The 21,193-nt window shown below is 45.7% G+C and carries 17 protein-coding genes and 1 pseudogene; 2 read left to right on the plus strand and 16 right to left on the minus strand.

Going from position 1 to position 21,193, the window contains the following annotated elements; all coding sequences use genetic code 11:
• Positions 1-95 precede the first annotated feature (95 nt).
• The 14 genes and pseudogenes from ACE1OE_RS04935 to ACE1OE_RS05000 all read right to left on the minus strand — a co-directional run bounded on the left by ACE1OE_RS04935 (position 96) and on the right by ACE1OE_RS05000 (position 18,081).
• Positions 96-1,520, minus strand: a complete 1,425-nt coding sequence (locus ACE1OE_RS04935; protein WP_449210325.1) for a GumC family protein — start codon at positions 1,518-1,520, stop codon at positions 96-98.
• Entirely contained in the window at positions 1,517-2,638 is a 1,122-nt protein-coding gene (locus ACE1OE_RS04940) for a glycosyltransferase (RefSeq protein WP_449210326.1), read from the minus strand. The genes ACE1OE_RS04935 and ACE1OE_RS04940 overlap by 4 nt, the downstream gene beginning before the upstream one ends.
• The gene (locus tag ACE1OE_RS04945; protein ID WP_449210327.1) at positions 2,631-3,458 is read right to left on the minus strand and encodes an acyltransferase; all 828 of its coding nucleotides are present in this window, start codon (positions 3,456-3,458) and stop codon (positions 2,631-2,633) included. Before ACE1OE_RS04945 ends, ACE1OE_RS04940 begins: the two co-directional genes overlap by 8 nt.
• A 105-nt stretch (positions 3,459-3,563) precedes the next feature.
• Positions 3,564-4,940 carry an O-antigen ligase family protein gene (locus tag ACE1OE_RS04950; RefSeq protein WP_372060502.1) on the minus strand — a complete coding sequence of 459 codons (1,377 nt, stop codon included), beginning with the start codon at positions 4,938-4,940 and terminating at the stop codon, positions 3,564-3,566.
• Positions 4,941-6,347 (minus strand): lipopolysaccharide biosynthesis protein, encoded by a 1,407-nt coding sequence (locus tag ACE1OE_RS04955; protein ID WP_449210328.1) that lies wholly within the window; start codon positions 6,345-6,347, stop codon positions 4,941-4,943. It lies immediately after the preceding gene.
• On the minus strand, positions 6,340-7,539 hold the full coding sequence (locus tag ACE1OE_RS04960) for a glycosyltransferase family 4 protein (RefSeq protein ID WP_449210329.1): 1,200 nt from the start codon (positions 7,537-7,539) through the stop codon (positions 6,340-6,342). The genes ACE1OE_RS04955 and ACE1OE_RS04960 overlap by 8 nt, the downstream gene beginning before the upstream one ends.
• Positions 7,532-8,734, minus strand: a complete 1,203-nt coding sequence (locus ACE1OE_RS04965) for a glycosyltransferase (protein ID WP_449210330.1) — start codon at positions 8,732-8,734, stop codon at positions 7,532-7,534. Before ACE1OE_RS04965 ends, ACE1OE_RS04960 begins: the two co-directional genes overlap by 8 nt.
• A gap of 202 nt (positions 8,735-8,936) precedes the next feature.
• Positions 8,937-10,001 carry a glycosyltransferase family 4 protein gene (locus tag ACE1OE_RS04970; protein WP_449210331.1) on the minus strand — a complete coding sequence of 355 codons (1,065 nt, stop codon included), beginning with the start codon at positions 9,999-10,001 and terminating at the stop codon, positions 8,937-8,939.
• 18 nt (positions 10,002-10,019) lie between these two features.
• Positions 10,020-11,504: a sigma-54-dependent transcriptional regulator gene (locus tag ACE1OE_RS04975; RefSeq protein ID WP_449210332.1), complete on the minus strand. Its 1,485-nt coding sequence runs from the start codon at positions 11,502-11,504 to the stop codon at positions 10,020-10,022.
• 133 nt (positions 11,505-11,637) lie between these two features.
• Positions 11,638-12,360: a chromosome partitioning protein ParA gene (locus tag ACE1OE_RS04980; RefSeq protein ID WP_372060496.1), complete on the minus strand. Its 723-nt coding sequence runs from the start codon at positions 12,358-12,360 to the stop codon at positions 11,638-11,640.
• Positions 12,357-14,375: pseudogene (locus ACE1OE_RS04985) on the minus strand (SLBB domain-containing protein); the annotation flags it as partial. The gene ACE1OE_RS04980 and the pseudogene ACE1OE_RS04985, both read right to left, overlap by 4 nt.
• 86 nt (positions 14,376-14,461) lie before the next feature.
• On the minus strand, positions 14,462-15,283 hold the full coding sequence (locus ACE1OE_RS04990; protein ID WP_449210333.1) for an OmpA family protein: 822 nt from the start codon (positions 15,281-15,283) through the stop codon (positions 14,462-14,464).
• A 42-nt stretch (positions 15,284-15,325) separates the two neighbouring features.
• Positions 15,326-15,661, minus strand: a complete 336-nt coding sequence (locus ACE1OE_RS04995) for an STAS domain-containing protein (protein WP_372060493.1) — start codon at positions 15,659-15,661, stop codon at positions 15,326-15,328.
• 188 nt (positions 15,662-15,849) lie between these two features.
• Positions 15,850-18,081, minus strand: coding sequence for a YgiQ family radical SAM protein (locus tag ACE1OE_RS05000; RefSeq protein WP_449210334.1), 2,232 nt, complete (start codon positions 18,079-18,081; stop codon positions 15,850-15,852).
• A 179-nt stretch (positions 18,082-18,260) separates the two neighbouring features.
• Between ACE1OE_RS05000 and ACE1OE_RS05005 the strand changes: the two genes are divergently transcribed.
• Together ACE1OE_RS05005 and ACE1OE_RS05010 are read left to right on the plus strand one after the other, a co-directional pair.
• Positions 18,261-18,944 (plus strand): hypothetical protein, encoded by a 684-nt coding sequence (locus ACE1OE_RS05005; protein WP_102470477.1) that lies wholly within the window; start codon positions 18,261-18,263, stop codon positions 18,942-18,944.
• A 123-nt stretch (positions 18,945-19,067) separates the two neighbouring features.
• On the plus strand, positions 19,068-19,268 hold the full coding sequence (locus ACE1OE_RS05010; RefSeq protein WP_102470478.1) for a DUF4250 domain-containing protein: 201 nt from the start codon (positions 19,068-19,070) through the stop codon (positions 19,266-19,268).
• 113 nt (positions 19,269-19,381) lie between these two features.
• On the opposite strand, the gene ACE1OE_RS05015 is transcribed toward ACE1OE_RS05010, so the two are convergent.
• Together ACE1OE_RS05015 and ACE1OE_RS05020 are read right to left on the minus strand one after the other, a co-directional pair.
• The gene (locus ACE1OE_RS05015) at positions 19,382-19,870 is read right to left on the minus strand and encodes a YchJ family metal-binding protein (protein ID WP_449210335.1); all 489 of its coding nucleotides are present in this window, start codon (positions 19,868-19,870) and stop codon (positions 19,382-19,384) included.
• Positions 19,871-19,882: 12 nt separating this feature from the next.
• A complete protein-coding gene (locus tag ACE1OE_RS05020; protein WP_449210486.1) occupies positions 19,883-21,115 on the minus strand; it encodes an EAL and HDOD domain-containing protein in 1,233 nt (410 codons plus the stop codon).
• Between the last annotated feature and the right edge of the window lie 78 nt (positions 21,116-21,193).

Genomic DNA, 21,193 nt, shown 5'->3' on the forward strand with positions numbered 1-21,193 from the left:
TTTATTTTTTAAATTTCAATTGGTTAATGGGGTTTTGAATACCCTTTACTCCGTATTCTCAAATTGAGAATCATTTTTAATCTTGGCGCTTTAAGTTAGTTACATTTCGGTATGGCGGTAACAATAGAAAGTCCCGACACTTGTTTTAGTTGTTGCTTGGTTCTGATAGTGGTATCAAACAGCTCTAATAAAATGGCAGTTCCAACCCCTAACGCAATCCCGCCGATTATTCCTGCTAAGATAAAGAAGAACGTGGGCAGGTTAGTGGGTACGCTGGGGGTAAATGGCCTGTCGATGATCTTTACCCGTTTGTTTTGTTCGAAGACACTGAGTGATCCAGTCAACTGAGCCATCTCATACCGCTGTACTAATTCATCATAAAGCTGGCGTTTCAATCCTACGTCTCGGGTGAGCTCTAGTAGTTGCTTCGCATTGCTCCCGTAGGTTTGTGAGGTTGACGTGAGATCGTCAATCATCGTTGTTAGGCTCGCCGTTTCCTGTTTGAGCGATTCGTATTTTCCCCGAACGAGCTGCAAGCTGTGTAACTGCGTAATTAATAGAGGTTGCAAGTTAGTCCTGTCGTTACCTGATGACGCACTAGCAATTCCCCATAGTTGTTCGCTGTCCAAAGAAGACTGTTCGGAATTGAGAAGTAACGTTCTTTCTTGTTCTAAACGTTGCAGTTCGCGATTTTTAGCCTGAACGGCACTATGATTGCTGGTGTATTTGGCTTTAAGTAAGGTAAGTGCACTGCGTGTTTCAATGATTTGTTCTTCGATTCGCCCGACTATCGGGTTGGTTTTAGAGAGCTGTTGATCGAGTGTACCCAGGCTTTTCTCGACCCCTGAAAGTTCCGCTTCCTTTTCAGCCAGAGTCTGCCTTAGGGAAGCAAGGCGACTAAGGTTTTCGTTTTGCATTTCAGGTGTTGATGATGAGAAACGATTATAATAGTCCGCTAACGCGAGCTCGGCTTCGTTGAGCTCTTTTTTCCGTTTGTCGATGTGAATAGCAAGGAACTCACTGGAATCACGGATGGATGATCGTTCCGGAGCGAGAAGCTCTTCAATGAAGTGGACACTGACCGATTCGAGTAACGCTTCCATGCCGTCAGGGCGGTCAGCGGTGTGCTCAATTTTGATAAAGTCTTTGCTTAATTGCGTCACCTTCAAGCTAACGGCGATCTTGCTGATGATACGTTCGATATCGTCGGGACGCATATTGTCATTGATTAGTCCAAGGTCAAATGCCACGGATCTCAATACATGACGACTATTTAGCAATGTTTTCAGAGCCGTGATGCGGTCTTTTAGCATGGTTGAGACGGCCAAATCTTCAAGGAAAGGGTTCATTTTTGCCGTTTCTTGAATCAACATACTGGTATGCGCTTTATATTTAAGTGGAGCAACACCGCTGATGGCAAACGCAATAATTGGCATCAGTAAGATAGGAATGACAATGGCGTATCGGCGTCGCCAAGCTGCACTGAAAATAATTAAAAGGCGAAATTTTAGTTCATTCATAGCGACTCCAAGTAACGTTCTAATGTTACGACTCGGTTGTCCCAACTTTCGTTATCAACAATCCCTTCTGGCAACAGGTCAGGGTGTGCCTCAAGTTGTCTGAGTGTCGAAATCAACGATGTTTTGTCTTCTACAATATTGATGTGAGTACGATAAGGGTCGAGCGCTGGAAACTCTGTAGTGACAATGGGGCGTCGTGCGGCTAGGTATTCTTTTAGTTTTAAAGGATTGCAGGCTTTTATCTGGGAATTATTTAAAAACGGTAACAAGCTAACCGTCCAGTGTTGACTATAACTAGGCAATTCAGAGTGAGGTCTAGCTCCAAGGACAAAGACGTTATCTGCCTTTATGAGAGGGTTCGACTTCATTTCATTTGGCCCGATGAAGACGAAATCCCAATCAGGCATTTCGACGATAACTTGGTTAAGAAGCTCATAATCGAGCCAACTAGAAAGGCTGCCATAAAAACCAGCGATAGGTCGGTCGCCATCAGGAAGATCGTTCGCTCGTATGCTTGGGGAAGAAAATAATTGGCAGTCAACCCCATGTGTTAATAGGCGCTGTTTATCTGCGGGAAATTTGTGTTGTAGCTTCTCACTGGCCGTGAGAATCATATCAGCTTGTTCAACAAGGCGTCTTTCATGCTCGCGAACCGTGTGGTGGTCTACGCCAGCGAGTGCCGAAAAGTCATCGCCACAATAATACACCACACTTGACTCTCCAAGGGTGCCGCAAAGATCCGCGACTGTTGGAAGGGATGTCCATAAAATGGGGGCATTAAGGTTGAGTTTTCGTATCCATGGCTTTATTTGAGCACGAGTGAGTACCGCTGCTACTATGCGCCCAAACTTCGAACTAGGAGCCGGAATAGTTCGCACGTTGATCACTTGAATCGAAGATGGGATGTCCGAAGATTGCATGCCAACCTGTGCAGACTTTCCCCGACCAAGTAATTTTTGGCCCACTCGTGTTAAGTCTGCTTTGTTGAAGCGAGGCTGGCGTAAGCCTATGGAATTGACCCAAAGCACTTGTCTTGTATTCGCGATGCGGCTGATGAGATGTTGCGTGCTAGAAGGCAGAGCCCCGTAGTCTTCGCCAAAAACGATGAGATCATTCATGGGTATTCTCCTGCTCGTTATTCTCAACATCGTGGTCTTGGTGAATCTTTTGTTCACGGATAACAGAGAGGACGTCTGTGTCTGATGACGCAGTGTCAGCAGTGATAGATTTAATGACTTTCGCCGGAGAGCCTGCGGCGATGACAAAGGACGGTAAATCGTGGGTCACAACGCTGCCGGCGGCGACAATGGTACCTTGTCCAATGCGCACTCCAGTTTGTACCGTGACATCTGATCCTAACCAAACATCTTGCTCCAAAACTATGCTGCCAACACGATGATCTTCATCGGGTTCACCTTTTGCTCGCTTGACTGCGTCCAGTGGGTGGCCAGAGTAGCCAAAAAGTTGGCAGCGACCCGCGATACGTACATTGTCTTGTAGCTCAATAGTTTGCCCTATTGCCATCGTCACTTGCCAGCCGATGCCGACATTGTTACCAATGAACAGTTGAGGGCCACTAGCGCTGGGTGTGGTAGTCGAACGCCCGCTGAATGTTGTCTGGCCAGAAATTCTACATTGATTGCCCACACTGATGCTCACCGGTCCTGAGATGAATGGCAATCCACCGTATAGATAGAGAGCCTGCCCACACTGTTGCAGACGCCCTTTAAACGCAGGGGTATAGACAAATACTCGGGTGAGCGTTGTAAAAGCATCTCGAGCAGATGTACAAACAATATAGAGACTTTTGTTGAACCAGCGTGGCGTAGGTAAGCTTGCGTTGCGACACTGTTTTAAGAAGACAAAAAGACGCGGCCCCCAGGGACTAGGATGATTCTTCAACCAATACTTTAAATTGTGCGCTGTGACAAAACTCATTCTGATCGTCCTTTTAGTATCAAGCGTTTGAGTTAACTAAGAGGGTTACAAGAATTGAGCCATAAAATAATTGGCTAATAATCAATGGCTTGGGTTTGAATTCTATTATTGCTGAGGGCGATTCTCAAATTGAGAAGCAATTTGTGATACCGCAATAGTGAGAGCGGCCAGAATGTAAATGGGCCAGTTGAATCCTTGTGTCAAAAAGGTACCAGATATTATCGTGCCGATTAAGCCGCTGTAGACCGCGATAGCCATGGCTTTTAAATAAGGTGGTGCCGAGGTGGTGCTGTCGAGTTTGCGAAGTGTACTTGTCGCACAGCGAACAAGAGAAACGATAAAGATAATAAACAGTCCTAGCCCCAAAAAACCGGTCTCGGCTAACACACCAAACCATGTACTGTGAACCGCGTGATTGAGGCCATCCCAATGCGGGCTGTAGAAGTAGTAGTTGTAATAGAAGTTGTTCAAACCGACGCCGAAAATGGGATTGTCGAGTGCCATTTTAAACGCGGCTTCCCAAGCGTACAGACGCCCCATTGCTGATGCATCAATGCCAGCTTCTGCTGCTCCTCCGGATGCTCGACTAGAAATACCCGCTACTGCATAGAGTACAACCATGGCTGTCGAAGCCACAAAAACAAGCAAAGTTTTAGACGGGATTAATCGCCAAGCATAAACGCCCAATACTGCCAGAGAGCCTAGTAAACCGCCACGGCTTTGCGTCGCAATGACGGCCATCATTAATAGGAGCGAGGTAATGAAAGATAGGGTTCTAAAGCCTTTGTTGATACCGTTGGTTGTGGCGATCGCCACTGAAAATGCTAATGGAAACATCAATACCAAGGCTAAATCGTTAGGGTCACCTAACATTGAACCGAAGTCCCGTCCAATTGTGACTCGTGAACCTTCCACCAATCCAATCCCATTCACAGAATTGAACAATGCTACACAGCTAACTAAAAAACCCGAAATAATCATGAGAACAGAAAATCTAGACAGCTCCTTGGGCGAAGTAATGAGCCATGCAATTGCCAACGTCATTATCATGATTTTCCAATAGGTGCCTTTAAACATGGTCATCGCGACGTCACGGTTGGCTGCTAGGAGGACTCCAATCAGGACGATACCCCAGAATGCGAATAGCCAAATAAAGCAGCGGTGCCAAAATAGCGTGACCTGACGGCTGATGAGTGTATGCCAGAGCAGCGCGGCAAGTGCACCAGCGGAGAGCATTAACGGAATTCTAAGGGGGTAGAGCGCTGGAAATACTTCATGGATTCGAAAAAAAGAAAACACAACAAACAGTAATACAAGCCAAAATGTTTGGCTCAACACCACTAAAATAGCAATAGGTAATAAGCTAATCACCACTGCGAGAATAGGGTGTGGGACCAAATACCAAATAAGACCAACGGTCAGCGTCAACACGATACTCAGCGTGCAGTGATGCTCTGTAGTGCTTTGGTGAGTGACTGACATCTAGCGCTCCCTCAGATATAGGGAAGGGAAATTGATATGAGAGAGACGTTGCAATATGAGCGTGACCAATAGCACACAAATAGGGGCAAGCAACGATAGCACAAGGCGTGATTCAACTTGCGTTACTTGGCTTGATAATGAGATTAAGACGACGGTTAAAAGTATGATAAACGCGACAGGTAATACATTGTATTCTAGTCGCAATAGCCGTTGGCTGACGATATAAACGGCAATAAAGCGAACAAACCCGACAGTACATAACGTGGTCAAAATACCCATGATGCCCCACTGACTAGCAATGGTTGCTAATAGGATACCTGCGGCTGCGCATGCGGAATTAATCACCAGCAATTGTTTGGTTTGCTTGCGATAAAGAATACCAATATTGGTGATTTCAGACAGCTCTTTGAACAAGGCAATAATGAGGACTGGAACAATATAGTTAATTGCTGAGTGGTAGGTGTCTGGCAACGCGGCGGTAATAAACAAAGGGGCGATGAAGCTCATGCAGGTGGTGACGATACAGACATAAATAAGGCCGGCTTGGGTGATTTTAACCGTTTGACTATTTCCGGCTGTTCTAAGGACATTGAATCGTTTTGGCATCCACCACATCCCAAATGGTTGCACTAACAAGCAAGCGGCAAGCGCAAACTTTGCCGCGATGGCATACCAACCTAACTCAAGTAATGATGTGCTTGCAGCGAGTATCCATTTTTCTGCCCCACTTAACCCAAAGGCAACCACACCCGAGCCAACGATAGGGAGGGTGTACCATGTGTAAGTCTGTATCGATTTCAAACTTGATGTTCTGAGCGAGAGTCGATTGACCCACTGCAGCGCGATGATTTGAATCAATGTTGAAATGAGGGCCGCCCATAAGATACCGGCAACGGATGCTTGTGTGGTAAGCGCAACGACAATCCATAACACTTGGACAAGGCTCGCGGCTGAACTGATGGCTAAGAACAAGCGAGCTTTGTCTTGCATTCGCAACCAAGCGGTGGCAATAGACAACGGCCCGGTAAACATCACAGTGATGAGGGTAAGGACAAGTTCTTGGCGAGTGATGGGCAGTAGCGACTCATTAGGGATGAACAGCGACGCCACTAAGACGATCATAGTGATAATGATGGCGACGAAACAAGACAACGTAAACAGCTTACTGGCGATGACATATTGTTTTATCAATGAACGGTAATGTCCTGCGAAGCGATACAGGGCCTCGTGAAGGCACACGGTGATAAACAAACCAATAAACACGCCGATGGTGGCAAGTAATTCTAATCTACCTATTTGCTCAGGCGCTAGATAACGCGTGATAAAAGGCAGCATGATCAAAGAAAGACCTCGAGTGATAACAATGCTTAGTGCATAGGTGAGAAACTGATGCCATGATTTATTCATTGGAAGCCTCATGCAGCATGGCTGGCTTCGACAAGGACATGATCGACGTTAGGATATCACGATAAACATTATCGGCTTGGTAGTGCTGAGCGTACTCGAGAGCTGCAATACTGATGTTTTCTCTTGCTAAGTGGTGTTGAGCGATAAACTGGAGCTTGCTCGCCAGAGATGATGCGTCATTGGCGGTGTATTTGATGCAGTTTACCCCGTCGGTGAGTTGGTTGTCCCAATAAGCCCCGTCGTGCGGTATAACTGGACACAATCCTGCCGCCATTGCTTCTAATATCGATAAGCCAAATGGTTCGTTAACACTTGTTGAGACGAAGATACTCGAGTTCATTCGAATTTCATCAAGATTATTGGGCTGTTGGTGCCAGGTGATTCTAGGTGTATTTTGTGGCGCGACACATTGATCTTGCAGTGCAACCATCTTACTGGGTCTTATATAGCAAACGTCGCCGCTTATTGGCTGTGTCTGCCGAGAAAGTGCTTCGGTCAATAAATCTAAATTTTTCCATTTGAGTAATGATGCGGCCCAAAATACACGTGCACGGCTTTGATTGCGTAACCTTGGCCATTGCGCCACGCTCAACCCATTGATAAAGCGTGACGCATTAATATCCTCTAATGTGAGAGGTTTTGTAGCGCCAGGCGCGGCGAAGTCGCTGTGCTGACTCGGTTGGGGACTCAAGTTTAACGCAATCAAAATCGACTCTACTGCACTATCGAGATAATAGATTTTATCAGCGTTCTTTAAACACCAAGCGACAGAGCGTGAGTTTCCAACGGGGCCGTGAATAAATTGTAAAACGGGGTAGCCAAACCAGCGTTTAAGAAAATACAAAGGCATATCAGAACCAGGCTGTGTCGAGCCAACAAGAAGCGATACTTTTGGTAACCAAGCGAGATAAATCAGGCACCAGAACAGTCGGTAGGCTAACAACAGATAGAACGCGCGACCTTTTAATTTAGAGACCACTGAAGCGAACGGAATAGAGAGAATATTGACGGAAATGTGGCCCTGCAGACCCGTGTTTTCCCACCCTTTTGGATGAGCCGTGATAACGCTGACGGTCATATTCGGTTCGTCACAAAGCGATAAAATACTTTGAGTTGCTACTTTAGAGCCGCCATGAAATGGCATAGGGTCAAAAACAACGATGTGACGAGATAATGTGTTTTGATTAAGCATTGTGCATGACTCCTGTCCAATAACGTTGCGCTAAGGTTTTTAATGGTCTGAACGCTGCGAAAAGAGAGGTTTGGCGATTGTTTTGATTGGAAATCATGACGTCATATACACGTTGTAGTGCGTGCGTATTCGCTTCAATGCTCAGATTATTGGAGACATAGTTGTGAGCTTGTTGGCTAATCTTTGGTGCCAATGTGTCATATTGCTCGATAAGAGTCTGCCAACAGTCCAGTAATTCACGGTCGTTGTCATACAACAAGGCACTGACATTGTGTGTGACAAATTCAGGGATACCACCAATGTTTGGTGCAATAATTGGCAATTGCGCGAGCCCCGCTTCTGCCACTACTAACCCGAAAGCCTCTTCTCTCGCCCCGCTAATGAACGCGTCGACACCACCTTGTAACCAAGCCGCCACGTTATCCTGCTCGCCAACAAACGTGACCTGCTTATCTACCTTTAGGTGCGTAGCCAGAGATCGCAACGCCTGATTAAGCTCACCGTCACCAATAATGAGCAGGTGCGGAGGGTTGAGTGTTGTCTTCAGCGTGACCAGTGCATTGAGCAGCCTGTCGATGCCCTTACGATGTATCAGTGAACCGACCGTAGCAAACAACAAGGTTGAGTGTTTGATGCCGAGCCTATCTTTAACCCAGTTTGGTTGATGGGTTATGACTGAGGGGTTTGCGATGCCATTGTGGATGACCTCTAATCTTCGTTTTGGGAATCCATCTGATAGTAGACTCTCTGAAATGGCATGACTCACGGTGACGACCGTTGGTGACAGGTGTATCGCTAACCAGAAACGGTCACTCAGTAAGTAATCGGAATGCAGCTGTGTGACCAGCGGTGTTTTGGTGAACTTAGCAACGAGATTCATCCACTGGCATGGTGCGCCGCTGTTGACGTGTATCGCATCGATAGTGTTGTTACGAATTAGTGTTCTTCCTTTCAATACGAGCGACAACCAATTTTTTACATCAAAGTTAGGCTGGTATCCGCCCATCATTAAAGTGAACGAATCAAGATACGAGGACACGCCGTTGGAGATAAGTTTATCGTGGAGTGCTGGGTTATTGGTCCAAACGATGGGGCAGAAGCGCTGGGTGTCTAAGCTGCTAATTAATTGAAGTAAGCATTGCTCACTTCCTCTAATCCAGTTATCACCAAAATGAACGTATAAAATATTTTTCATACTTGCCTCTGATTCTTCGCTTATTTGATAAAGGAAGAGAGCAAAGACAATGCCAATTAAATTTTCACCATAATAACAGTGGGTTAGTGGTTTTTTAGAACATAGGTAAGTTCAATGGATAGAATGTTCTCAATATAGGAATCAGATTGAGACGACCATTGAGTAAGGGAGCAAGGACGATGGCTAACGATCAAGAAGGGGCTTACTTGATTAGCCGTTGATACAAGCTGATAAACTGAGGTACGACAACATCGGTTGAATAGGCGTGTTTAATGCGTTCTCTTGCGGCTTGGCAAATACTACGACGTTGCTGCTGAGATAAGGTCATCCAATGATTTACTTGAAGTATCATCTCTTCAGAGGTGTCGACAATCCAACCACTCGAACCCGTCGTAATCAACTCGGGCAGCTGACCAAGAGGAAAACTGATGACGGGAATGCCTCGCGACATGGCTTCGAGTGCAGCCATCGGTAATCCCTCGAATTGAGAGGTTATCAGGAGTATATCAATGGTTGGCCAGACGGTATTCATTTGGCTCTGCTGACCATGAAAAATGACGTTATTAGAGGCATGGTTGATGAGGGCTTCTCGCATTGGCCCATCACCATAGATATTAAATTGAGCGAAGTGGCAGTGCTTGGCGATAGATAAGAAACGTTGGGGGTCTTTTTCTTCACTCAAGCGCCCTACAAACCCTATGGACACGTTTTGGGTCTTATTACTGTCTTTTTTACTGTTATCTTCGTCAGGGATAGGGACGAAATTATTAATGAACCGTGCACGCGACGACAAAGGGAGCTTGCTAAGAATGAGCTGACTGACGGCAATTCGCTCATGATTCATTAGGGAGGTATAGCGATCAATCCAATCATATATTTTCACACGCCCAGTTGGTGTTTCACCTGCGTGAAAAGACGCGACGTAGGTAATCTTGAAGGAGCGGTGGCGTAATTTCGTGAGTCGACAGAGAATATTAGCTTTATAGCCGTGAGAGTGAATGGTTGTCGGTCCATTGCCATCGAGTTGCGCGGCTTTGATGGCCAAACCAATGTGCGACCATTGAGGTTGGTCTGGGTAATGGGTACTCAATACCATGTGGGGCACATCATTTTGGTCGAGCTTGTCAACGACCGCGGAGCGTTCCCCGTAGTCGCTGAGCAGCACGACGTTCACTTGTTGTCCGTGGCTTATTAACCCTTTGGCAAGTTCAACCACATGGGTTTCGATCCCACCAAACCCGCTACTATCAAGTACTAGCCAAATCATGATGCGTTGGACTTAGTATTAGTAAGCACGATCTTCCGCTTCCCAAGCTTGTTTCTTTCGATAGACGGTGGATGGGCTTAGTTCTAGTAATACTGCTGCAGTTAGGACATTGCCATCACAAAAATCAATGGCTTGTTGGATGGTTTCTCGTTCAATTTGCCACATTGGCCGTATGTTATCGCTTTGAGTCGCGGAGTTGGTTGACACGTCTGTGGAAACATCAATCATCGCTTGGGCATCACTTTGCGTTGCTTCGTTTTGGCTAACAGGAGGCGGGGTCGTTGGCTCCACGAAAGTCGAAGGCTGGGGAACGAGGTGTGGCTTAGTGATTGACGCTCCTTTGATTTCTTTTGGTAAATGCTCAATGCCAAGTGATTTATCATCGTTAAGTACCACTATATTTCTAATGATATTTTGCAGCTGCCTAACGTTGCCAGGCCACTGATACTTCTTGAAATACCTCTTTGCATCTTGAGTGATGGATTGGAAACTTCTCTTATCTTGTTTCGCATATTGCAACAGAAAGTGCTCGGCAAGGGTCACGATATCGTCACCACGTTCACGCAAAGGCGGCATATGAACCGGTACCACATGCACTCGGTAGTAAAGGTCTTCTCGAAAGCGGCCCTCTTGGACTTCGAGTAATGGGTCACGGTTGGTGGCACAAATAATTCGAGTATCGACCTGGTGCTCCTTTGTCCCACCAAGTGGAGTAAAGGTTCCAGTTTGCAGAAAACGAAGTAGTTTCTTCTGCATCTCTAAATCCATCTCGCAAAGTTCATCGAGAAATAGGGTCCCGCCATGAGCGAGAGAAGCTGCGCCTTTCCGATCGGTGGTTGCCCCTGTGAATGCTCCTTTCATATGACCAAATACTTCACTTTCCATAAGATCTTTGGGTATGGCACCACAGTTGATGGCGATAAAAGGCTTGTCTCTTCTGTCGCTTTCATTGTGGATAGCATTCGCACACACTTCTTTACCGGTGCCACTTTCACCGATGACAAACACACTGGCGTTGGTGTTCGCAACAGCATCGATAATTTTGTATACCCCTTGCATGGGAAGGCTAGCACCAATAAAACCATGAAAATGCTGTCGATCCATTCGTTGTTGAATATCATCAAGCATCGTTTCGAGTTTTGCTTGCTTTAAGTGGATGCGAATTGAGGTTTTTAATCGGTCAGCACGAATCGGCTTTTCTAAAAAGTCTTTGGCACCCTTTTGGATAAGGTTGACGGCAATGTCGACACTACCATGTGCTGTCGCGATGATGACGGGCACTTGCAGATTCTGTTCTGCAATCCATTCCAATATGACTTCGCCTTGCATATCAGGTAATTGCAGGTCAAGAATCACTAATGAAGGTAACGTCCGCTCTAAGACTCTTTTGGCTTCACCGCCCGTTGCAACGTGTATGACGTCGTAAGGCTCATCTTTTAAGAACTGTGTGTAGAGTACTGCCAAAGACGATGAGTCCTCAATCAGAAGTACTTTCGGTGTCATATCGAGATCCTTTGCTTTTCTTGGTATATCCCTATGCATTAATCATAGACGAAAAGTAAGGTGGTGTTATTGAAAAGTATCGGTAACAACCTGAAACTAATAGCGATAACACAAAAACTCATCTCAACGACACCTAAATTGACAGCGACAAAAACGAACTGTTGTTAACTTTGTTCTTCAAACGAGTCATTAAGCTTTGAGGTAGCCAAGGTAGCCGGTTTAATTCCCGACAAATCTCTGCAGATAACGTAGGTTGATGTTGGTAATTAAGAATGGTCCCTAATATTTGGGTGTGCTCTCCTTGGGAAAGGCGTCGCACCGCATCTGAGACCTGATTAACGAGCGTAACACCACCTAAAACAACAAGGAATGTGCCATCGCAAGCATTAGCAACGCAAGATGCAGGGATATTATTTTTGTTAACGTTAAGAATGGGAGAAGTGTCGATGATTACTCGATCAAATTCGGTAAGCCAATTCGCCACTTCTTGCCTTAAAAAGTTTGGATCTTTGTAGGCTAAACGCGTTCCTGGGTCACTAGGGGCAGAGACGCCAAGAAAAACCTTTGGTGAATCATTGTGTTGCACCCAAGTGCTAGAGCCATGAGCTTGCTCGTTGAGAGGGTCATCCTGTTGTGACCCAATTGACAGCGGAGAAAGTGTCGGATGATTGAGGTTTAGATCGACCAGCAAGGTCTTGTGTCCCGCAAGGAGGTATCGTTCAGTTAAGGCTTGAGCGATGGATGTTGTCCCCTCGGCCTCGTTACACGCAGAGATACATAATGAGCGGCACTGATGCAGCTCAGCACTAAGATAAATGTCTTCAATTTCTGAATGCGTAGACGGAATCGTCATCATAGTGCTCCTATTAATACGATAGTGGTTGTTAGTCTTAGGATATCAGTAAGCCCGATTCGCGCTTTTTCGGCGAAGCTGTCACGTCGATCTGGGATGTAAATGGTATCGCCTGCACGTAGGACTGGCAGTTTTCGAATGTCGGCTGTTTTACTGAAAGAGACTAAGTCAAAGGTGCGAGCTTGGCCTTGGCAGCAAGACATATTGACGACACTGATTTTTTCCATGTAGGCTTTGTCGCTTGGACCACCTGCTTCGGCTAAAATGTCCAGAATGGTCATGTTGTCATTAAAGGCGTATCGACCTGGGTTGTTGACTGCGCCTAGTACACGAATGGTTTCTTCCTTAGGCGTATCTAGCCAGTTTTTGTCTTTTTCTGGCAGGTAAATGGTATCGCCTGGTCTCACGCTCGGTAGGATAGTCTCATCACCGGTTTCAAAATAAAGAGATAAATTAAGTTTACTCACTTTAGCGTACGTTTTATCGCGGTGAGTGACGCGGATATTATGAATGTCAGCATCCTTGGTAGGCCCATCGGCTGCCGATAAAATGTCAAGAAAATGCATCTCATTGGTGAAACGATAACGTCCGGGTGCGTTCACTTGTCCGAAAACATAAATCGAGGCGTCTGAGCTTTGACGAACCCATTGAGATTTGTTGTCGGATGGGTCTTGTGGCAGGTCATGGATACGTATAAGGGTACCGGCTGTGATGTACGGGAGCTCTGATTGTGGTGCGCCTTTTTTTATAAAGGTGTCTAGATTGAAAACTGTTGTCTTGCGTCCGTTTGCAATTTCAATTTTTGTCGTATCAGCACGAAGCGTTGGACCACCCACGTGGGCAAGCAAATCCATTAGGTCCATTTCATCTGACCACTCGATACGACCCGGTCTCACCACCTCGCCAATAACGTTCACCGCGCGGTCCGGCGCGATCTTCAGCCATGATTTTTCATTCATGTCTGTTTTTTCAGGAACAAAAATAGCATCACCAGGCCCGATATCCGGTGCTTGGCCACCCTTTAATCCCTCGGTGAATGCGGTCATATCAAATCTAACTACTTTTCCCGTTGATTTGATAACGCGAATTTGTCGTGATTCTGCAAAACGAGTGGGGCCGCCAGCGTTGGCGAGAATATCCATAAAGGTGGCGCCGCGCTTGCCTTCATAAGCCCCAGGGCTTGCCACTTCGCCCATGACATAGACCGTGTTGGCGCCTGATTTTATTTCTTCCTCTTGGCGAGGAACAAAAATAGTCGCACCGGCTTCAAGGGGAGGGAGCATGGAGACGTCCCCTGAATCCAAATAACGTTTTAAATTAAACAATGTCGGCGTGTTGTTACTGATAATTCTGATCTGCTCTACGCCAGCGTATCGTGTCACTCCTCCGGCTCGCATCAACACATCAACAAGGTCTGTGTTGGGCTTGTAGGAAAACGAACCGGGCGCGTTGACTTCGCCAAATACTTTGACAGCCCGTCTTGCGTCAGCACTGTCGCCTGCATCAGCCAGTTTAGCGGGATCAAATTCTTGTTCGATATTACCAACAAGAGGGGACGCTGGGACAAACAATGTGTCTAAAGACTGCAGTTGCGGTAAGTTGTCATTGTCGCCCGTATCCAAGAAACGTTTGTAATCAAAATTTTGTCGCTCTGCGCCACGCTTCAATATCATCTTGTTAAGTTGGGCGCCAGAGCGTAGCCCGCCTGCCGCGTGAAGTGCCATTTGAACATTAGAATTAAACGGCAACGTATATTCTCCAGGAGAGGTTACGTACCCTTGTACTGAAACAAGAATCTGTCTTTCAGCGATGTAGACCTGGGCATTGCTGGTGTCACGAAAAGCTTGCGAAAGAGCTGTGCTCACAGTAGTGGCGAGCTGGGTTTCATCATAACCTGCCACAAAGATAGCACCGACTTCGGGTAGGGTAATACGACCTCGTTTATCGACTTGAAAACCGCGATTGAGTGTCGGTTCCCCCGGCAGATCAACTTGTATGAGGTCGCCCACCTGAACCTGCTTGTCATCGGCAAGTGCATTAGGGGTAACAACCAGCCCAATTAGGCACAAGAAGGTCAAGATGTGAGCCAGTATAGATTTAAACATCATTGAGAACCTCCCGAACTATACGAGCTATCATCATCGGCGAGGACTTCAATACTCACGCGACGATTGGTCAGCTTCACCCCTTCTGAATCGCCTTCATAAAGCGGGAGTTCGTCACCTAATGATTTAGTGTCAACACGATTGGGGTTAAGGCCAAAAATAGACAGGTAACGTTTCACTTGTTTAGCCCGACCTAATGCAAGACGTTCGTTATACTCTTCACCACCCGTGGCGTCAGCGTGGCCGGTGACGGACAAGCGTATGGTAGGGTGTTGTTTTAGGATGTTGGTTGCTTCAGCTAAATGGCCCATGTACTTTGGGTTGACTTCAATTGAATCGTAGGCAAATTGATTATCAACATTGAGCAGCCCATAAACTTCCTCAACCACAGCCATTAGGTTATCGAAATCTTGCCCTTGCATGGGAGGCGTGCAAGAGGATTGTGTGCGAACGTAATCAAGGCGAAGTTCAAGGTCATTCAGTTTCTGGCGTTGAATGACGATATCGTTGGCGGCGTCAATCCACAGTCCGCCCTCTAATTCTCTCGCGATTCTATTTTGCTTTTCTTGAGCCTGCAGTACCGCAGCAGGGAAACACCAATTGGCGCCTTCTCGAATGAGCGTTTCTAAATGCAGCTTACTGAGCTTCCAGTCGAACCTGAGTCCATGCTCTGGCCCTAGTGGTTCATCAGGCATGACCGGTGAAAAGTCGGATCCTGCATATTGTTCAGCGATGCCTCCGGTTCCTTCATCAGGATAACTGGTACATGCCGATAGAAGCATGACGACACTGATCACTTTTAGGCGAGAAATTACATCCATATAACCATCCCTAGCTCAACGTGATGACGTTTCACGCTGTTATTATAAGTATTCGTTGCTGATGTGTGTGTTGATCGGAATGGCTTGCCCAATCCGTAATAACTTCATGATTTGTAGCGGTTGTCCTGTTGCATTCTCGATTCGCATCACGCGTTCACGTTCAACAAGACGCTTATATAGATAAACAATAGCACCGATGCCCGAAGAATCCATAAAGTGAACCTGCTTGAGATCAACTTCTACTTCATGATGTCCATCATTATGAATAATATGATCTATTTCTGTCTGAGCTTCTCGGCTTCCTTTGGCATCAAAGTCACCAAATAGTTGTACATGAAGTGTTTGGTTATTGTTGGCTTCTGCTTTGAGTAATTCCATGATTGTTGCCTCAGTGATAGGTTAGACAAATTAGGAACTGCAGCTTACGTGCCAGAAATTTATTTGTTTTTAATCAATAGGTTAAAATCATTAAGGAATGGGATTCCCAAAATAAAAAAACGCTTCTCAAATTGAGAAGCGTTTTCTAATCGGTTCAATACTGGGTCTTAACCTACATCGCTGTCGATTTATCTGGCGTTAGGTCGTCTATTCTTGTTTGGCTTTTTAGTGGGGGGCGTTGCGCTATTGCTTCGGCTACCCGGCTTTTTTTTGCCATTTCGTTGGTTTTGTCCATCGGTACGAATGTCTGGTTGACCTTTGGTGTGCTTAGTTGCGAAGCGATGTGCACCGTGACGGCCTGATTTTCTGCGTTGAGCTGGGGTTTTTGAATCCAGATCTTCGGCCGGAACCAAGCAACTGTCTTTTTCGCCAATCAAGTACGCCTTACCCATGCTAATGAGGGCCTCACGTATCATTGGCCAGTTAGATGGATCGTGGTAGCGAAGTAGCGCCTTGTGGAGTCGACGCTGACGTTCACCTTTTGCAACGGGTATATCGATTCGTTTTTTGTACTTCACTCGCTTGAGCGGGTTGGTCTCCGAGTAATACATGGACGTGGCATTACACATTGGAGATGGGTAGAAGTTTTGGACCTGATCGCACTCAAAGTTGTTTTTCTTCAGCCAAAGCGCCAAGTTCAGCATGTCTTCGTCTTCGGCGCCTGGGTGCGCTGAGATAAAGTAAGGGATAAGATATTGTTTCTTACCTGCTTCCTTGCTGTATTTTTCAAACATTTCTTTGAAACGATCGTACGTGCCCATGCCGGGTTTCATCATCAGATCCAGCGGGGCTTTCTCTGTGTGTTCAGGGGCAATTTTTAGATACCCACCGACGTGATGTGTAACCAGTTCACGGACATACTCTGGTGATTCAATTGCCAAATCGTATCGAACACCAGAAGCGATCAGGACCTTCTTAATGCCATCGACTTTTCTCGCTGAGCGATAGAGGTCGATGGTGTGTTTGTGGTCGGTATTAAGCTTGTTACAGATGCCCGGGAACACGCACGATGGTCGACGACAGTTTGCTTCTGCTTTAGGGTCGGAACACCCTAAGCGGTACATGTTAGCCGTTGGTCCGCCAAGGTCAGAGATGGTGCCGGTAAATCCTGGCACTTTGTCACGAATTTCTTCCAGTTCATTGATGATGGAATCTTTAGAACGGTTCTGAATGATGCGTCCTTCGTGCTCGGTAATAGAGCAGAATGAACAGCCACCAAAACAGCCACGCATGATATTGACCGAGGTTTTGATCATCTCGTAAGCTGGAATCTTGGCTTTGCCGTAGGCAGGATGAGGTACACGAGCATAAGGCAGCCCAAAGACGTAATCCATTTCATTCGTAGACAGTGGGATTGGTGCTTGGTTAACCCAAAGTTCACGGTTTCCGTGACGTTGAATGAGCGCTCTACCTGAATAAGGATTGGTTTCCAAATGCATGATTCGGCTAGCGTGCGCATACAAAATACGGTCGTTATTGAGCTTTTCAAACGGCGGAAGCCTAACGGCCGTTGTTTTTGAGTCGTGGCGGGAAGGTCGAATCGCAATTGGTTGAGCTTCTACCGTGACATCGGTTTCTTTTTTGTTTGTGTCGCAATTTGTTTCGACTTCATAAGGATTCTGTGGGACAAACGCTTTGCCCGGTTTTTCTATTCGCGATGAATCAATGATTTTGTAGCCTTCTGGCTCTGCAGGAAGGTTAATGGCAGTACCGCGGATATCAGTCAGCGCTGTTATAGGCTCGCCATCAGCCAATCGATGGGCGACTTCGACGAGGGCACGCTCTGCGTTACCAAACAATAAAATGTCGGCCTTTGCGTCAAATAGCACGGAGCGACGTACTTTATCTGACCAATAATCATAGTGGGCAATTCGACGTAAGCTTGCTTCAATGCCGCCTAGCACAATAGGTGTCTCTTTGAACGCTTCACGACAGCGCTGAGAATAAACCAATGTGGCTCGGTCTGGGCGCTTGCCGCCTTCATTATTTGGCGTATAAGCATCATCATGACGCAGTTTTTTGTCAGCCGTATAACGGTTGATCATTGAGTCCATATTACCAGCCGTAATACCAAAAAATAGGTTCGGCTGGCCGAGCGCCATGAAGGCGTCTTTGTTGTTCCACTCAGGTTGAGCGATGATACCGACTCGAAAACCTTGAGCTTCTAATAGTCGACCAATGATTGCCATACCAAAGCTAGGGTGGTCCACATACGCGTCGCCCGTTACAATAATAATGTCACAGCTATCCCAACCAAGAGCATCCATCTCTTTCCTACTGGTGGGTAGAAATGGAGCAACACCGTAGCACTCAGCCCAGTATTTTTTGGTTTCATGGATTGGGGTTATGTCGTTGTACATGTTTTGACCTCTAACTTTGGAGGCGCGCATTATATACTTCTAATCGAGAGACTTCAAAATTAAAGCTTTGTCAATAAAGAGCGTAGGGTTATATGGAATGGGCATTGAGAGCAACAATAGTAAAGTGACTCAAGCTGATATATCATCAGCGCACTTTTATGTCTGTGAATAATGGAATTATGGTTTCTTCAATTCTAACGTTACTAGCGCCATCTATTACGGTGACATTGCTCATTCTTACGCTCATATTGGCTAAAGGTGATATCTGTCCAGGTCAGCGCGGCCGAATTCATAAATTGTTGCCAGCTATTGGCTTGCTGTGGTTGGCCATTGCCTCGCTTAAAGTAGAGGCCTTTCTTGTCGTTTTTGCTATTTTCTATTTTTATTCAAAAGTAAAAACGGGCAAAACGCGAGAGCGAGGTCCTTTTTGGGTTATCCATCTAGCCAATGGGTTTGGCATTGCCTTTTCCGCTATTCTTATTTCTTCGCAGGCAACATTTGGTCATGGGGTAGCACTATTAAGTTCCGGTCTTTTGCTTGGTACGGCCTTTGCTCACCTTTTATTGACGATTGCTCGTACCCGTCTGCAAGCTTTCCACAGAATTCTCCCTGTTTCTGGAGTGATACTTGCGATCGTATTCGCCGTTAGCTTTTTAGGAAATGCCTATCACTGGCAAGAAAGTGTTGCGCAACATTATGTGATTGAGCTCGTGATGTCTTTTGTCATGTTGCTGGTGGGTATTACTTGTTGGGTCTGGCATCTTGTTCGCCATCATGCCCCTGAAAAACGTCAGCTCAGTGTTGCCTTTTTTTGCTTACTTTCTGCTAATGTCGGCTTGTTCCAGCTTTACGCGGTGATGTAGGGCGGATGCGGAAGTTTCATGTGAACACAGTCTGACATCTTGAATATGAGCAGCATGTCGCTTTCTATTTCTTTAAACCAAGCTAGTCTTTAAAAGACTGGCTTTTTTTTGGGGAGAGTGACGATGGATTTAAGTAATGTCAGTGGTTTTGATAGCATCATTTTGCTGGGAATCGTGAACGAAAAGCTGCGTTTAGAGTGTGAATCCTTTGAAGAATTGGTATGCGCGTATGAGTTAGATATTGAAGGGGTTGTCGGTAAGCTTGATATGCTAGGCTATAAGTACGACCCGTTGACCAATCAATTTAAAGCGTATCAGCAATAAACACGCTCTAAAATAATATTGATATAGTAAGCTTGTCAGTTGTGTATCATTCGCAGGACAAGCTTATTGACGGTATCTATTCAACGAAAGTAACCGGAGTGTTCAAGGGGCGGTTATCCACAGCACTTCTTGTGTTTTTTCTTGCTACCGCAAGGGCAAGGATCGTTTCTGCCGACTTTCGATGATTCAATCGAGATAGGGCGAGGTGGTAGGCTATCATCCAACTCCCCATCGACGTAATACCACTGCTCGTTTTCAAACAGAAATCGTGAGCGTTCAGACAAGCAATGTTCAAATCCATTCTCTTCTAAATACGCTTTAAAAGTGACATAACCTTCATGCGAGTTTGCCCCGTTCTCTGTATTTGTCACTTCTAGCTTGGTCCATTTCCCGTCAATTGAATCGGCAATAGAGTCGCGCTCTTCTTCGGCCATGCAGCTTGGATGGTAAGTATCAACAACGAAATCGACATTCTTTGTGACGTGTGCGCAGAAACGTGCTCGCATTAATTGTTGTGGTGTTGTGGCAAGGGCAGGGTTGAGATGGATTGGCTGGCAACAAGCTGAAAACTCTAGCTGGCTGCCACAAAAGCAAAGTGACATAGTGAACCTAAATTAAGCGTGAGTGTGATAGTCAGATTCGATCGTGAGTAGATCTTCTGTCCATTTTATCGCATCGTCATAGTGCTTTGCTAGTCTCTCATCATTAAGTTCAAGCTTATCGCGAAGTTGAATCACAGAAGACCAATCGGCAGCCTCGTAAGCTTTGACTAAACTCAATATATCCCCAAGCTTGCCTTTTTTAATCACCAATGCTGACTTTACTAGGTTATTGATTGGCATTTTATGCACAAGCTCTTCAAGCGGCTGATCAAACAATGAATCAAGTAATGAGAACATACCAGTAAGAAAACCGAGACCATCTTCGATATTACTATTCATATCTTGCAAAATCAGTTCACAAAAGCGAGCTCGTTGGATCGATAAACTGTACAGAGAATCTGGTTTGTCGTCTTGCGTAGACGTGATTGCGACCAAGGAAATGAATTTACGTAAACGATCCTCACCGAGGTAAACCAGTGCTTGTTTAAACGATTTGATTTCTGCACGGATGAGATAAGAAGAGTTTACAAACGTTAGCAGCTTGTAGGATAAGGTGACGTCGAGCGAGAATAAGCGTTCTAGTTCATCATAATCTATATTTGGGTTGGAGATTTCTTTACATAGCTGAACAACCGTTGGAAATGACGGTTTTATCTGTTTGCGACGAATAAGTTGCGGCTTACTAAAAAAGTACCCTTGAAATTGGGTAAACCCTACCGATTTAGCCAGTTCAAATTCTTCATAAGTTTCAACTTTTTCTGCCAAGAAAATGATGTCGTGAGCATGTAGTTTGTTGATAAGCGCTTTGGCTTTATCAAGCGGATACTGACGAATATCGATCTTGATGATCGAGGTATACGGTAAGAACGGTAACCACTCCTTTTTAGGGATGAAATCATCTAAGGCAATAGTGTAACCCGCTTCCGCCATTTTCCGAACTGCAGACAACAGCTCCTTGGTCGGCTCGCAACTCTCGAGTATTTCGATGACTAAGTTATCTTTAGGAAATAGCGTAGGGACAAGGTTAACCAAACTCTGATAGGGAAAGTTAACGAAGCCAAGTTTATCGCCTATCGTACTGTAATGCGTGGCTAAAAAGTGCTCGGAAAGCAAACGATTTGTCGCGATATCGGGGTCAATATCAGGAAACGTATTATTCGGACCGTCCCTAAAAAGCAACTCATAACCAATGGTTTTTTGTTGATTATCTAAAATAGGTTGTCTAGCAATGTACGAGTATTTCAAATTTGGCATCGTGATCTCATAAACGTATCAACTATCTTAACGTCTAATAAGTAACGTTGACCATCGATCTGTCGGATT

The organism is Vibrio sp. E150_011 (assembly GCF_053544015.1).